This is a genomic window from Pseudoalteromonas piratica (assembly GCF_000788395.1).
In the GTDB taxonomy this organism is placed as follows: Bacteria; Pseudomonadota; Gammaproteobacteria; order Enterobacterales; family Alteromonadaceae; genus Pseudoalteromonas; species Pseudoalteromonas piratica.
In genome coordinates this window covers 2163421-2177777 of record NZ_CP009888.1, presented here as the reverse complement: position 1 = coordinate 2177777, position 14357 = coordinate 2163421, and the positions used below count along the sequence as shown (strand labels likewise).

Here is a 14357-nt window from a genome sequence, read left to right as displayed (position 1 = left end):
ACTTACTCATAATCAATTAATATTGGGTAGGTTAAATAGCCACCATCGTAAAATGGTGTTTTACTGTATAACCAATCTAAACGTTTTTTCGCATTGTTTTTAAAGTCTTTATCATTTGCTAACTTGTCTTCAAACTCACGCTTAAGCTTTGGATTTGAAGCAAGCATTTTCTCTGCAAAGGGTAATAATGCGTAATTTTCTGAATATTCGGTGCGCTGGAAAATGCTATTAAAAAAGCCCCAGCTGAAAAAAGAGTCTTCTGCTTCTGGTTGTAACAAATGCACTGCTAGCTTACCACTTAACTGCGCTGTACTTATCTTGAAATAGCCACTTAAGTCAATATTTGATATGTCCTGATATTCAAAGACACCTGAAACTTGTAAGCGATTTTCAAAAGGTGCTCTTGCAAACTGATGATCGACTACCTTAATTTGCTTTAAGTGGTTAACCACACCATAACCGCGTTCTAATGTAATTCCATGATTCTGTAGTTTTGCTGCTATATTACTCCACGATTTTGGCAAATAATATGCAGTTGGCACTTTGACTTTCTCAACCACTTCTTCGCGCCAAAATACAGGTAAATTCTCAAATGTTTTAACTTTACCGGTATAGCGTACTTCTTGTTGATTACTCAGTTCACTAAAGAACTTTTCGTATTCTATGCCTAAAAAGTCAATGTGTTTAGGCGTTTTACTGTAGCCACGCGCAACCACTAATTCACGTGGCATAAACTCTTTTTCAATTTTAACTACTCGGCGTAATTTCGTTAAATTAGTTGATACCGCATCAATAACACCATCTAAAAAGACATAAGTACCAAGTACACGTTGTTTATAGGGTTTTAGTGAATGGTTTTCTAACAAAATGGTTGGTAAGTTATTAAGGTCTCCCCAGCCGTTAGAATACCGTGGTGTTGCAACCCAACCTGCTAAACCTTCACTCAGCTCACGTTTATTCATGACAAAGATTAACGGGCCAGGAATATGACCAAACCGTGATAGCTTTGCATCTATAACTGGATTAATTTTTTGTTCGATAAACTCTGCAATTTTAGGCGAGTCTGAGGCAAAACGTGGCGTTGAGCCATACGTAATATCGTACTGATAATCAGCCCCATCAGTCACATGCATATCAACATATATATCGGGTTGATATTGATTAATCACTCGCATAACTGCTTGAACGCCAGGGGTTTCAAGCTTAGTGTAGTCACGGTTTAAATTTAAATTACGGCCATTTGTACGGAACCCCATCACCTCAGGTCCACGTTGGTTTATGCGATTAAAGCGACTTGCATTTTCATGTCCATCAACATTCAAAATGGGAATAAACAAAATATTGACCCGCTTTAGAATATCATTTCGCTGTCCTTGAGCAATATCGCGAAGCATCATAAACGTTGCGTCTTTGCCGTCAATTTCACCTGAATGAATACCTGCTTGCAGTAAAAGAGTCGCTTTATTTTTATCGATTTGACCATTTTCACTCGCAATAAGCATTTTAATTGCGCGACCAGCATCACTGGTGCCAATTGTCTCAAGTTTGAATTGGTTCGAGTTGCTAGCAACTAATCTATCAAGGTAAGCCATGCTCTCAATATAAGTTGGTGATACTAACCCATTAGATCGTTCAAACTCTGTAGCCAGTGGATTTGTCGGTTGTAACAAGCGTTCACTTTGTCCTTGCCACTGTGTTAAAGGCGGTAAATGATCCACTGCAGAGATTGCTGCAGTGAGTAGTAAGGCATTTAAAAACATGTGGATTAAGTCTTTATTATAATTTGGCTTTACGGTAATCAAATTAACTTGAATTTGCAATTGAACACGTTAATGTAGGGCCAATTATTCTCTAAAATCAGAACATATGACTAAAACAGTTTTAATCACCGGTAGTTCAACAGGCATTGGCTACTATTGCGCAAAAGCGCTCGTTGAACGTGGCTACAAGGTCGTTGCCAGTTGTCGAAAACAAGCTGATGTTGAGCGCTTACAACAGCAAGGTATTCATAGTGTTGTCATTGACCTTGCTGATGAGGCAAGTATTGAAAATGGTTACTGCCAAGCACTTGAAATACTCGGTCATATTGATGTGTTGTTTAATAACGGTGCATATGGTCAACCTGGTGCTGTTGAAGACCTGCCAACAGATGCGTTAAGAAAACAATTTGAAACCAACCTATTTGGTTGGCATCATTTAACTTGCCTTGCCATAAAACATATGCGTGAGCGTGGTCATGGCCGAATAATTCAAAACTCATCAGTTTTAGGTCTAGTAACCCTACCCTATAGAGGTGCTTATAATGCGAGTAAGTTTGCACTTGAAGGTTTAACGGATACACTGCGTCAAGAGCTTTCAGATACCAAGATTCAGGTTAGTTTAATTGAACCAGGGCCAATTGAATCTAAATTCAGAGACAACGCATTAGCCGCATTTTTTAGTGCTAATATTGACGCTGAAAACAGCCCACACCATGAAAACTATTTAAAACAACAAGCACGCCTTGAAGTAAAAGGTAAAGCGCAACCTTTTACACTTGGTCCACAAGCCGTCTATAAAAAACTTTTACACGCCATTGAAGCAAAGCGTGCTAAACCACGCTACTATGTGACCTTCCCTACCTATTTATTTGGCTATTTAAAGCGTATCTTATCAACTCGTTTAATGGACAGCATTTTAACGAAATCGAGATAGGTTCAGGGTTCAGGGTTCAGGGTTCAGGGTTCAGGGTTCAGGGTTCAGGGTTCAGGGTTCAGGGTTCAGGGTTCAGCAGCATTCTGAAATCTTAAATCTGAACACTCTATACTTAGAAATTAAAAAAGGGAGCAAAAGCTCCCTTTAAATCTGTAAAGCGTTTTAATCAAAGATTAAGCAGCTAGACCTTCTTTTGCTTTAGCAACTAGTGCTGCGAAAGCTACTTGGTCGTATACAGCGATATCTGCAAGGATCTTACGATCGATTTCAACAGATGACTTCTTAAGACCGTTAATGAAACGGCTGTAAGATAGACCGTTCTGACGTGCAGCCGCGTTGATACGTGCAATCCATAATTGACGGAAAGTACGTTTCTTAGCGCGACGGTCGCGGTAAGCGTATTGACCTGCTTTAGTTACTGCTTGGAACGCTACGCGATAAACACGTGAACGTGCTCCGTAGTAACCTTTAGCTTGCTTTAAAACTTTCTTGTGACGTGCACGTGCGATAACACCGCGTTTAACTCTTGCCATGACTAAAAACCCCTATTAAGCGAATGGTAACATACGGTTGATAAGGCCGATATCGTTCTTATGAACCATAGCCTTAGGACGTAAGTGAAGCTTACGCTTAGAAGATTTCTTAGTCAGAATGTGACGTAAGTGCGCTTGTTTACGCTTGAAACCGCCTGAAGCAGTCTTTTTGAAGCGCTTTGCAGCACCTCTGTGGCTTTTTAATTTATAGCCCATTGCAATAACTCCAATTGATATTGCTTTAATATTCAGCAAGTAGGCGGAATTTACATTCACTTTGCAGGCCTAACTTACTACCAATTACCGGTGGAACAAAGTTCACTTTAACCGGCTAAACAAGGTGGAGGCTAGAAGCCTCACTTTATACCTAGTTTATCTTTGCACCATTACTTTTTAGCAATCGGTGATAACATCATAATCATTTGACGGCCTTCCACTTTTTTAGGGAAAGACTCAACTTGAGCGATGTCTTGTAAATCGTCTTTAATGCGGTTTAATAAATCAATACCGATTTCTTGGTGCGCCATTTCACGACCACGGAAACGAATAGTAACTTTTGCTTTATCGCCCGCTTCTAAGAACTTAGTTAAATTGCGTAATTTAACTTGATAATCGCCGATATCAGTACCTGGACGGAATTTAATTTCCTTAATCTGGATCTGCTTCTGCTTTTTCTTTTGTTCTTTTTGTGCTTTGCTTTTTTCAAAGATGAACTTACCGAAATCCATCACTTTACAAACAGGTGGCTCTGCATTTGGGCTGATTTCAACTAAATCAACACCGGCAGCATCTGCTTTATCAAATGCTTCTTGCAGGCTAACAATGCCTAAAGGCTCACCTTCAAAGCCAACTAAACGGACTTCTTTTGCTGTAATTTCTTCGTTGATACGATTTTTTTGAGCCGCTGGGCCCTTTTTTCCGCCTCTAATGGTTCGTTCCTCCACGAAATACCAAGATTAAAAACAAGGTGCGTAATGTACATTATTTATACACACCTTGCACTATTTTATTTTCTATTTTTAACTTCTTCAGCAAGCTTAGCAATAAAGTCATCAACTGATAACTTGCCAAGGTCTTCGCCAGTACGCGTTCTAACTGCTAGCTCTTGTTGTTCTACTTCTTTATCACCAACAACTAGTAAGTACGGAATACGTTTTAAAGTATGCTCGCGAATTTTAAAGCCTATCTTCTCATTTCTCAAGTCAGCACAGGCTCTAAATCCAAGATTATTCAATTTTTCTACAACTTCTGTCACATATTCAGACTGTTTGTCGGTAATATTCATTACCACAACCTGCTTTGGTGCTAACCAAGTTGGGAATAATCCCGCATATTCTTCAGTTAAAATACCGATGAAACGCTCAATTGAACCTAAAATTGCACGGTGGATCATTACCGGCGTTTTACGTTCGTTATTTTCGGCAACGTAAGTTGCACCTAAACGACCTGGTAATGCGAAGTCTAGCTGAACCGTACCACATTGCCATGCACGCTCTAAACAATCGTATAGTGTGAATTCAATTTTCGGACCGTAGAATGCACCTTCACCTGGTAAGTATTCAAACGCAATGCCATTTGCATCAAGTGCATCAGCCAGTGCTTTTTCTGACTTGTCCCACATTTCGTCTTCACCAATGCGTTTTTCAGGACGCGTTGATAGTTTTACCACGATTTTTTCAAAGCCGAATGTTTCGTATGTGTCGTATACCATTTTGATACACGATGACACTTCTTCCATTACCTGCTCTTCAGTACAGAAAACGTGTGCATCATCTTGGGTAAAGCCACGTACACGCATTAAACCGTGAAGTGCGCCCGAAGGTTCGTTACGGTGACAACAACCAAATTCAGCCATACGTAGTGGTAAATCACGGTATGATTTTAAACCTTGATTAAAGATTTGAACGTGGCCTGGGCAGTTCATTGGCTTGATTGCATATTCGCGTTTTTCAGATTCAGTGGTAAACATTGCATCGCCATATTTATCCCAGTGACCTGATTTTTCCCAAAGTACACGGTCCATCATCAGTGGGCCTTTTACTTCTTCGTACTTGTATTCGCGCAGTTTCTCACGAACAAAGTCTTCTAGCTCGCGGTAGATGCTCCAACCGTCATTGTGCCAGAATACCATGCCTGGCGCTTCTTCTTGCCAGTGCCATAAATCCAGTGCTTTACCAATTTTACGGTGGTCACGCTTTTCTGCTTCTTCTAGGCGCTTTAAATATGCTTTTAATTGCTTTTTATCTGCCCACGCTGTGCCATAAACACGCTGAAGCATTTTATTTTCTGAATCACCACGCCAATATGCACCTGCTACCTTCATAATTTTGAAATGGTGGCAGAATTTCATATTTGGTACGTGCGGGCCACGACACATATCAATGTATTCTTCGTGGTGGTATAAACCTGGCGTGTCATCACGGTTGATATTTTCGTCTAAGATTTCCATCTTGTACGTTTCGCCACGCGCTTCAAATGCGTCGCGCGCTTCTTGCCATGTAACAACTTTCTTAACAACGTCGTAATTTGTTTTTGCAAGTTCTAACATGCGCTTTTCTAGTTTTTCTAGATCTTCCGCTGTTAATGAGTGCTCCATATCGATGTCGTAGTAAAAACCATTGTCGATTGTTGGACCAATCGCCATTTTAACATCTGGGTAAAGCTGCTTAATTGCATGGCCTAATAAGTGAGCACATGAGTGACGAATGATTTCTAAACCATCGTCGTCTTTTGCGGTGATGATTTCCAGTTGGCTATCTTCAGTGATTAGCTGGCAAGCGTCTACACGTTCGCCATTAATGCGACCAGCAATGGTTGCTTTTGCTAAACCAGGGCCGATGTCTAATGCAACGTCTAATACAGAAACAGGGTTATCAAATGCTCGTTGTGAGCCATCTGGAAGAGTAATAATTGGCATGTTTTGTCCTTGCTACAGTGGTGATGCCTACGCTGCATCACATGCAGTTAATATAGTGAGTCCAGTATTTAAAACACTTTTACAATAAGTGTGGTTACTTAAATACTCGGCTCATGAAAGTAAAGACGTTATTGTAACTAGCAAATTATGAATTACAAGGAGAAAGCGTATTGATTGACTAATTTAACAAAAGCCACATACTTAACATAAACCTAGTACGAAAGTTTTATGATGTCGCTGACCGTTACCACACTCAATTTATGTAATTTTTGCGCCCCGCCTTACAGCTTTTATGATTTCGAAACGACCTATGCAACGGCGCAGTGGCAGCAAAAGCAAACTTGGTTAACCCAATTACTCGAACTCGTAAAATCAGATATAATCTGCTTTCAAGAAGTTTTTTCAATTCAAGAACTAAACGACATTATTGCACCACTTGGCTTGTCTCATTTTGCCTATTGTGATGAACCTGCGATAGATACAAATAATCCTTACTTATATAAACGCCCGATCGTATTAATGGCGTCACGCTACCCGTTAGTTAATATCCGCAGAATAACGCACCCTTCTTTTTTGAATATGGCGCCCCTATCGCGTGAAGTAATCAATTGCGAAGTGATTCACCCAGAGTATGGTCATATTCGCCTTTATGGCACACATTTAAAATCGAAACGGGCCACTGATTTCGTGCTCGATCACCCTGAGTACCAAAGTCTTCCACAAGCAAGTATTCAACATATTGGTCGTTTACTCTCTGATAAACAACGCAGTGATGAAGCCATGGCGTTATATATTGATTTTATGACACAGCAAGCCAGCCAACCGTTACCTACCTTCATTATGGGTGATTTTAATCAACAAGCGATCCAATCTAATTTAGCATTTTTTACAGAACACACAGAATCGAAAGAAACACTTGAAAGTGACGCTAAGTTACTTGATAGCTTTTATTTAAGTACTTTACAAACACGCAAACCGACACATTATTTTTATGGTAATGGTAGCGTGCTTGATTACATTGTCTGTCCAGAATCAATTCTCAGCCAACTTAATTTGAATGAACTAACGTTTAATGTTCTCGATGACCACATTAGCCAAGATGAAATTAATATGACTACAGATCATGCACTGGTGAGCATTACCCTTTCATAACATCGCTCGGTGTATTTTCTCCTGCTTAACTACTGTTATTTGTTTCGCCTGTGCTAAAATACCTAAAATTTTTAGTTAGGTATGCCCAATGAGAACATGTGGTGTTGAAATTAAAGGCTCTGAAGCCTTAATTTGTGTTTTAGCAAAAGAAAATGATGTATTTGATATTCGTGATGTGCGCCAAACACGTTTTGTTTTGCCAAAAAACGATGACGCTGACACTATCCGAAAATTTCAATTTGATTTTGCAAAGTTAATGCAAGACTACCAAGTTGATACCATCGCAATTAAAGAACGCCAACAAAAAGGCAAATTTGCTGGCAGCCCTCAAGGATTTAAAATTGAAGCTGCGCTGCAACTAATAAATGATCTTCGCGTGGTGCTGCTTAACCCAACAGCAATGAAAGAGCAGTTAAAGAAAAATCCGCTACCAATCGATTTTGAAGACACGGGTCTTAAAAAGTTTCAAGAAACAGCGTTCGTCACTGCGTATATTGAACTGACACATCGCACTTACAACAAAGTATAAAAAAGGCGCTTAAAGCGCCTTTTTTTATATAAATACTTACTTAGTGTAAGCGCGTGGCATATTGGTTTCAGCCATGTAACGATCACGTAACTTATCGTGTCGCGATTCAGTTGACACCTCAACCCCATTAATCATCACTTTTTCAAGTGTCGTGCTAATTTCAAATGGGTCTGCTGACCATAAAGCTAAATCTGCTGCCTTGCCTACTGCAATGCTACCCGCATCTTCAATGTTAAAAATGTCAGCGACATTGCTAGTAATTGCTTTTAATGCACCTTCACGGCTCATGCCATAAGCAACTGCATTACCGGCATCATAACGTAATTGATAAACATTGTGACTGCTATCACCTGCAATCGTTAACGCTACTTGAACGCCAGCTTTTTCTAATTCACCCGCTGTGGTAAGCGATGCATTAAGTGAATCAAAATCGCCAGGTAAATTTGCCATTGCACTTAAGATAACAGGCACCTTCGCTTTGGCAAGTTCCGCTTTTATTGGTAACGCATCTTCAGCACCTGAAATCACTAAATCAATGCCAAAGCGCTCTTTAACCTTAATTAGTTCAAGCATATCTTGTGCACGTGATACACGCACAACAATTGGCTTTTCACCTTTAAGCGCAGCCGTTAAGAGTCTTTCTTCTTTCGAAGGATCGGCTTTCTCGTCTTTTTTGTCAGACTTTTTCGCTAATTTGGTGTGTTGACCTTCAAGCTTGTCAATAAACTTGGCAAGTGATGCCGCACGAGAGCCATCCTTTGTACCACCAAGATTAACAATAATGGCATTTTGACTGTCAACCACGCTACTGCCAAATTCACCACTTAGGTTTACCGTTGAACTCAAACCTACAAACGGACCTTCTCCCCAACCTGGTGCAATTACATCACGTGTTAAACCACCTTTACGAGCATAAGCTATCAAGGTTGATTTTGGGTTAAATGCAAGAGAAGGATCAAATGTAATGCCGCCTTTTTTCTCATTGCCATCACGTGAAGAAGCAACCGCGCCAACTTCCACTAAACCTAGCTGGTTCATGCTACCAATAAAACCAGGTGTTAAAATTTTGCCTTTAGCATCAATGATTTCATCTGCATTAAGCTGTTCATTACTGACAGCCTTAATTTTACCGTCTTCAATTAATACAGTGCCGCTTTTAATTACACCCTGCTCTGTGGCAGTATGTATTTCCGCATTGATAATTGCCGTCGTTTTTGCCATTGCACCTGCAGAACTTAAAACTGCTGCAGCAAGTAAGGTCTTTTTAAATAATTTCATCGTTATCATCCTTATTGCTGACCTAACATAAAGTCACTTTTCGCTTGGTATTTTTCATCAGAACGGTCATATACTTTGGCACCGTCGATGAATACTTTCTCAGCTTTTGCGTAAACACTGAATGGGTTTTGATTCCAAATAACCACGTCCGCTTGTTTACCTGCCTCTATGCTACCAACCTTGTCATCAACACCTAACGATTTAGCCGCATTTTGCGTGATCCAACGGATCGCATGCTCTTCTTTGATATCAAAACCGTTTTCATTAGCGCGGTACATTACTTTTGCTGCTTCTTGGTTTAGACGCTGAATAGTTGTGTCTGAGTCTGAGTGAACAATCGCACATGAGTTTTTAACGGCATCAACAATGGCAATGTTTTCTTGTACCATGTCGTAAGCTTCCATTTTAAAGCCCCACCAATCTGGCCAAAGTGCTGCACAGCTACCATTATCTGCCAGTAAATCAGCAATTTTGTATGCTTCAATACCATGGTGGAAAGTACCCGCGTGATAACCAAACTCATTTGAAAGATCAATCATCATCGCCATTTCTTCTGCTTTATAACAGTGGTTATGGATCATAATCTCACCGTCAAGTACACCGCGTAAGGTATCTAGCTTTATGTCACGCTCAGGCGCATCAACCGCTAAACCTAGCTTGTGATCAGCATCGTATTTTTCCCAAGCACGTTTGTACTCTGTTGCTTCAGCCCATGCGCTGCGATAGCCAGCCATGTTACCCATACGTGTCGATGGTGAAATTTTACGTGAACCATAAACGCGCTTCGGATTTTCACCACAAGCCATTTTTAAACCATATGGCGCTTCAGGGAATTTCATGGCTTGCATCGTATGCGCAGGCACATTTTTAAGTGTTACACCACGACCACCAAATAAGTTTGCAGAGCCAGGTAGAATTTGTAATGACGTAATACCACCAGCACGTGCAGTATTAAAACCTGGATCCTGTGGCCAAACTGAATGTTCTACCCATACATAAGCAGTATTAGGGCTTGTCATTTCATTACCATCTTGGTGCGACTCAACTGATGGGCTTGGGTAAGCACCTAAATGTGAATGCACATCAATAATACCTGGGGTAACCCATTTACCTTTAGCATCAATTACACGCGCAGTGTCATGTGATAAATTTTCGCCAACTTGCGAAATTTTACCATCCAGAATTAAAACATCGGCATTATCTAAACGCTCGCCTGTACCGGTTAAAACAGTTGCATTTTTAATCAGTAGTTTCGCACTTTCATATGGCTGATAAGTACTTGGGTATGGATTTTTGTTAATTGATACATGTTCGCCTTGTGGTGCCTGCTTATTACATGCAGCCAAACCAAGTGACATAGCAACAACTAACGCAGAAGGGATAAATCTTTGCATTATTGTTATTCTCCAAAAAAATACTGTTTAAATGTATCTAATAACGTGATCAATTGCACATTTTTACGGTAAACACACGAGGATTTGCTATAAAAAACTGCTTGTTTACAAGTGCAAACGGAAATAAAGCTGCTCGTTATCTTCAATAACCGATATTTGAATTAAGCTGGCATAGTCTAAGTGGATTGTTTGATGGCATTGACCTTGTTTAATACCCAATACAAACTGCACAATTTCGCGCATTACACCTGCATGAGTCACAATCAACACGTTTTTACCTAACCGTTGTTTACATATTGAATCAAAGCTCTGTGAAACACGGTTGTGAAAATGCAGCATTGTTTCACCATTAGGTGGGTTATTATCATAAGGCGATTCAAAAAATCTCATTACATCATTGTTATCTTCTGAAAATAATGTACTAAAAGGCTGTCCATCCCAATCGCCAAAATTCATTTCTGATAGCTCATCACATACTATTAAATTTATTTTTTGTAAAAGTGATAATTGTTCAGCGAAAGTAAAACAACGTTTAAGGGGAGACGTCACAACTGCATCAAAGCGCAAACTAGATACTGCATCACTCATTTGCATTAAACCTTTCTGGGTAATGTCAAAGTCGGTAACCCCACGTAAGCATTTATCACCCTCAGGCAAGCCATGGCGTAATAGAAAAATATTAGTGTTGTTTGATTGCATGTGGAATTCCAGCGATGGTGAAAGTAACATTACTTGCAAGTGCTGCAACGCCTTGGTTGAGCCAACCTTGTTCGTCTGCAAACTGTCTGGCTAATGGGTTATCAGGTGTGATTGAAAAACCCACTTCATTAGTCACCATAATAACTGTATGTTCGGTAGTCTCTAGCCATTTTAGAAACTGTGATTTTTCTAATTGCCAGTTTATAGCATCATAGTACAAACAATTATTAAGCCACACCGTTAGGCAATCAACCAAAATAACAGCTTGCCTGTCAATTTTTGAAAGAGTATTAACAAGCTCAGGGCCTGTTTCAATTGTTTGCCAATGCTTTGGACGAGAGCGTTTATGATGACAAATCCGTTCTTTCATTTCGTTATCAAAGGCCTCAGCGGTTGCAACATACACTACGTTTAATCCGTCTGACAAAGCGTGTTGTTGTGCGAGTTGTTCAGCATAACGAGACTTACCGGAGCGCACACCGCCAATCACTAAATATTTATTCATTCTAGCTAAAAGCCCTTGTTCCTGTTGGGTTTGTCACGCACAATAGCTAAAAAAGCATTGGAAATCCAGATGTCTAAAGAGTTGGAGTTAACAGAAATAATTCAAAATACCATCAAGGGTAAAATTAAACCGATAGGATCGCTTGGTAAACTTGAAACGCTTGCTCAGCAAATTGCATCAGTTCAAGTCACTAGCTCTAACAACAATAAGTTACAAATACATAACCCGCATTTGCTTATTTTTGCAGGTGATCATGGCATTGCAAAACATAATGTAAGTATCGCTCCCAGTGATGTAACCACCTTAATGGTCAATTGTTTTCTCACTGGCAAAGCGGCAATTAATAGTTTTATTAAAGATTCTGATTGGCAACTAAACGTCGTTGATTGTGGTATTCAAACCGAACTCCCTCAGCATAAACATTTAATTAATGCACGGCTTGGCAATGTTTGTGGTGATATCAGTGAAGAGTCAGCGTTAACCCTGGCACAACTAGCAGAGGCGAAAAGTAATGCTGAACCGTTAATTAGTGACCTAGACACTAACCTGATAGGTATGGGTGAAATGGGTATTGGCAACACTAGCCCTGCCAGCGCATTATTTGCAAAGTTATTTAACTTAGATGTAAACGATGTAGTTGGGGTGGGCACAGGTATCAATGATAAGCAGCTTATGCACAAACAGGCCCTTATTGCCAAAGCCATCGCTCGAGTTGAAACACAAGAACCTTGTGAAATATTACGTCAGTTAGGCAGCTTTGAAATTGCGACCATGACCTTTGCGATGCTTGCCGCCTTTAAACACAATAAATTGATTATCGTTGATGGCTTTATAGTGACGGCCTCAGCAGCAATCGCCCTAGCCATTGAACCTAAACTTAAAAGCCATTTAGTATTTGCTCATGTATCGAACGAAGCTGCTCATAAACGCATTCTTGAAAAATTAAATGTCTCACCCTTGCTCGATTTATCACTTCGTCTTGGTGAGGGAACTGGTGCGGCACTTTCGTTACCACTCATACAGGCTGCTATTAATTTTTATAATCATATGGCAAGTTTTGAAGATCTCGGAATATCACTTTAATGAATCTCTATTACGAAATATCCTTGTTTAAATTGGCGCTCAGCTTTTTAACGCGAATACCCATCACAATTAACGATTATTCCGAACAAAAACTGAATGAAGCAACTGGCTATTTTCCAGCTGTGGGCGCATTGATTGGTGTATTACTCGCACTCTGTTATTACTTTCTTTCATTGGCTTTTCCTACCCCTTTGGCGGTTACAGCGGTTATAGCAATTGGCTTTTTACTGACCGGCGGTTTTCATGAGGATGGCCTTGCCGATGTCGCCGACGGCTTTGGTGGCGCATTTGAGCCAAGTAAGAAACTTGAAATTATGAAAGATTCACGCTTGGGCACTTATGGTACCCTTGCGCTGATATCCTTATTTGCGATTAAATACCAAACCTTAGTTGCAAGCAGTGTTATTCCCATATTATTAATTGGTGCACACAGTATCAGCCGTGTTTTTGCTACCAGTATTATTGGTAAATGTGCATATGTAACCGAAGATGGTTTGAGTAAGGTAAAACCAGTCGCCAAAAAGCTATCCATCAACGCTGAACACCGATTATGGACAACTTTTATTGCTGTTTGCCTGTTACTGTTTGTCTTAGGTGTTACCTTCTTTCAACTTCTTTTTATGATTATGAGCTGCTTTGCCCTCAGGTACGTACTTATAATTTGGTTTAAAAAACATATTAATGGCTATACCGGAGATTGCTTGGGCGCTGCCCAACAAATGTTTGAGGTCTTAGTATATTGCCTTCTATTACTCTTTTTGGATTAACAATGTCAGATAAATTCGACCAACATCAAAAGCGTCAAGAGAAAATTAAAAAAGCCGTTGACGAAAAAGTCGCACAAGCCACAATTGAAAAAGGCCTTTTCCTGGTTATTACAGGTAATGGTAAAGGTAAATCCACCAGCGCATTTGGTACTGTTGCTCGCGCTGTAGGTCATGGACAAAAAGCAGTAGTTGCTCAATTTGTTAAAGGTGGCTGGGAATGTGGCGAGCGTAATTTACTTGAAAATGCCGGCGCAGTTTTTCATGTAATGTCCACAGGGTTTACTTGGGAAACGCAAAACCGAGAAACCGATACTGAAGCGGCACAATCAGTGTGGCAAGCAGTAAAGAAATCACTTAGCGATGAAAACATTGATCTTGTGGTGCTTGATGAAATCACTTATATGATCAACTACGACTATATTGCACTCGATGATGTGCTTGATGCAATAAGCAACCGACCAAAAGAACAATCAGTGATAGTTACCGGGCGCGCTGCTCATCGACAATTAGAAGAGCTGGCAGATACCGTATCTGAAGTACGCAACGTAAAACACGCATTTGATAATGGCGTGAAAGCACGTAAAGGTATCGACTGGTAAAAATTAAAAAAAATTTTCTTAATTTATTGCAAATTACACATATTAACGCCATGAAAAATGGCGTTTTTTATAACTACTCGACACATTTGAAATACTCTTTTACACCCTGTCACGTTAGGTTAACAGCATTTTTCTTATTTTCAGCGACTATATAAGTACGTTCAAACAAAACGTGAACATCTTAAATAATGTTGGAATGAGGAATTT

General features: G+C 39.9%; 15 protein-coding genes. 6 read left to right on the top strand and 9 right to left on the bottom strand.

Annotated features, from left to right (window positions below; genetic code table 11):
* Positions 1 to 2: 2 nt before the first annotated feature.
* Complete coding sequence (locus OM33_RS10145) at positions 3 to 1760, bottom strand: M14 family metallopeptidase (RefSeq protein ID WP_038643257.1); 1758 nt, start codon at positions 1758 to 1760, stop codon at positions 3 to 5.
* Between the two features lie 106 nt (positions 1761 to 1866).
* Here OM33_RS10145 and OM33_RS10140 point away from each other — a divergent pair, with 106 nt between their 5' ends.
* Positions 1867 to 2694 carry an SDR family oxidoreductase gene (locus OM33_RS10140; protein WP_038641379.1) on the top strand — a complete coding sequence of 276 codons (828 nt, stop codon included), beginning with the start codon at positions 1867 to 1869 and terminating at the stop codon, positions 2692 to 2694.
* Positions 2695 to 2867: 173 nt separating this feature from the next.
* Here OM33_RS10140 and rplT read toward each other — a convergent pair whose 3' ends face one another.
* From rplT to thrS, 4 genes are all read right to left on the bottom strand, one after another.
* On the bottom strand, positions 2868 to 3227 hold the full coding sequence (gene rplT / locus OM33_RS10135) for a 50S ribosomal protein L20 (RefSeq protein ID WP_010387194.1): 360 nt from the start codon (positions 3225 to 3227) through the stop codon (positions 2868 to 2870).
* Positions 3228 to 3242: 15 nt separating this feature from the next.
* Positions 3243 to 3443, bottom strand: a complete 201-nt coding sequence (gene rpmI / locus OM33_RS10130; RefSeq protein ID WP_010560234.1) for a 50S ribosomal protein L35 — start codon at positions 3441 to 3443, stop codon at positions 3243 to 3245.
* A 170-nt stretch (positions 3444 to 3613) separates the two neighbouring features.
* On the bottom strand, positions 3614 to 4171 hold the full coding sequence (infC, locus tag OM33_RS10125; protein ID WP_081991049.1) for a translation initiation factor IF-3: 558 nt from the start codon (positions 4169 to 4171) through the stop codon (positions 3614 to 3616).
* 62 nt (positions 4172 to 4233) lie between these two features.
* Positions 4234 to 6144, bottom strand: a complete 1911-nt coding sequence (thrS, locus tag OM33_RS10120; RefSeq protein WP_038641376.1) for a threonine--tRNA ligase — start codon at positions 6142 to 6144, stop codon at positions 4234 to 4236.
* A 228-nt stretch (positions 6145 to 6372) separates the two neighbouring features.
* Here thrS and OM33_RS10115 point away from each other — a divergent pair, with 228 nt between their 5' ends.
* Both OM33_RS10115 and OM33_RS10110 read left to right on the top strand, forming a co-directional pair.
* A complete protein-coding gene (locus OM33_RS10115; RefSeq protein WP_199922442.1) occupies positions 6373 to 7296 on the top strand; it encodes an endonuclease/exonuclease/phosphatase family protein in 924 nt (307 codons plus the stop codon).
* Positions 7297 to 7384: 88 nt separating this feature from the next.
* Positions 7385 to 7825 (top strand): DUF3010 family protein, encoded by a 441-nt coding sequence (locus OM33_RS10110; protein ID WP_038641372.1) that lies wholly within the window; start codon positions 7385 to 7387, stop codon positions 7823 to 7825.
* Positions 7826 to 7861: 36 nt separating this feature from the next.
* Here OM33_RS10110 and OM33_RS10105 read toward each other — a convergent pair whose 3' ends face one another.
* The 4 genes from OM33_RS10105 to cobU form a co-directional block, all read right to left on the bottom strand.
* Positions 7862 to 9103: an amidohydrolase family protein gene (locus OM33_RS10105; protein WP_038641370.1), complete on the bottom strand. Its 1242-nt coding sequence runs from the start codon at positions 9101 to 9103 to the stop codon at positions 7862 to 7864.
* Positions 9104 to 9114: 11 nt separating this feature from the next.
* Positions 9115 to 10497: an amidohydrolase gene (locus OM33_RS10100; RefSeq protein ID WP_038641367.1), complete on the bottom strand. Its 1383-nt coding sequence runs from the start codon at positions 10495 to 10497 to the stop codon at positions 9115 to 9117.
* 105 nt (positions 10498 to 10602) lie between these two features.
* The gene (locus OM33_RS10095) at positions 10603 to 11196 is read right to left on the bottom strand and encodes a histidine phosphatase family protein (RefSeq protein WP_052140973.1); all 594 of its coding nucleotides are present in this window, start codon (positions 11194 to 11196) and stop codon (positions 10603 to 10605) included.
* Entirely contained in the window at positions 11177 to 11701 is a 525-nt protein-coding gene (cobU, locus tag OM33_RS10090) for a bifunctional adenosylcobinamide kinase/adenosylcobinamide-phosphate guanylyltransferase (protein ID WP_038641365.1), read from the bottom strand. The genes OM33_RS10095 and cobU overlap by 20 nt, the downstream gene beginning before the upstream one ends.
* A gap of 42 nt (positions 11702 to 11743) precedes the next feature.
* Here cobU and cobT point away from each other — a divergent pair, with 42 nt between their 5' ends.
* From cobT to cobO, 3 genes are read left to right on the top strand one after another with little or no spacing between them, the layout of a single operon-like run.
* Entirely contained in the window at positions 11744 to 12784 is a 1041-nt protein-coding gene (gene cobT, locus OM33_RS10085; protein WP_038643248.1) for a nicotinate-nucleotide--dimethylbenzimidazole phosphoribosyltransferase, read from the top strand.
* Complete coding sequence (gene cobS / locus OM33_RS10080) at positions 12784 to 13551, top strand: adenosylcobinamide-GDP ribazoletransferase (protein WP_038641363.1); 768 nt, start codon at positions 12784 to 12786, stop codon at positions 13549 to 13551. Before cobT ends, cobS begins: the two co-directional genes overlap by 1 nt.
* 2 nt (positions 13552 to 13553) lie before the next feature.
* Positions 13554 to 14150 carry a cob(I)yrinic acid a,c-diamide adenosyltransferase gene (cobO, locus tag OM33_RS10075; RefSeq protein ID WP_038641361.1) on the top strand — a complete coding sequence of 199 codons (597 nt, stop codon included), beginning with the start codon at positions 13554 to 13556 and terminating at the stop codon, positions 14148 to 14150.
* Positions 14151 to 14357: the final 207 nt, after the last annotated feature.

Coding starts and splice junctions, on each gene's coding strand:
- OM33_RS10145 (WP_038643257.1), bottom strand. CDS start 1,760: ATGTTTTTAAATGCCTTACTACTCACTGCAGCAATCTCTGCAGTGGAT.
- OM33_RS10140 (WP_038641379.1), top strand. CDS start 1,867: ATGACTAAAACAGTTTTAATCACCGGTAGTTCAACAGGCATTGGCTAC.
- rplT (WP_010387194.1), bottom strand. CDS start 3,227: ATGGCAAGAGTTAAACGCGGTGTTATCGCACGTGCACGTCACAAGAAA.
- rpmI (WP_010560234.1), bottom strand. CDS start 3,443: ATGGGCTATAAATTAAAAAGCCACAGAGGTGCTGCAAAGCGCTTCAAA.
- thrS (WP_038641376.1), bottom strand. CDS start 6,144: ATGCCAATTATTACTCTTCCAGATGGCTCACAACGAGCATTTGATAAC.
- OM33_RS10115 (WP_199922442.1), top strand. CDS start 6,373: ATGATGTCGCTGACCGTTACCACACTCAATTTATGTAATTTTTGCGCC.
- OM33_RS10110 (WP_038641372.1), top strand. CDS start 7,385: ATGAGAACATGTGGTGTTGAAATTAAAGGCTCTGAAGCCTTAATTTGT.
- OM33_RS10105 (WP_038641370.1), bottom strand. CDS start 9,103: ATGAAATTATTTAAAAAGACCTTACTTGCTGCAGCAGTTTTAAGTTCT.
- OM33_RS10100 (WP_038641367.1), bottom strand. CDS start 10,497: ATGCAAAGATTTATCCCTTCTGCGTTAGTTGTTGCTATGTCACTTGGT.
- OM33_RS10095 (WP_052140973.1), bottom strand. CDS start 11,196: ATGCAATCAAACAACACTAATATTTTTCTATTACGCCATGGCTTGCCT.
- cobU (WP_038641365.1), bottom strand. CDS start 11,701: ATGAATAAATATTTAGTGATTGGCGGTGTGCGCTCCGGTAAGTCTCGT.
- cobS (WP_038641363.1), top strand. CDS start 12,784: ATGAATCTCTATTACGAAATATCCTTGTTTAAATTGGCGCTCAGCTTT.
- cobO (WP_038641361.1), top strand. CDS start 13,554: ATGTCAGATAAATTCGACCAACATCAAAAGCGTCAAGAGAAAATTAAA.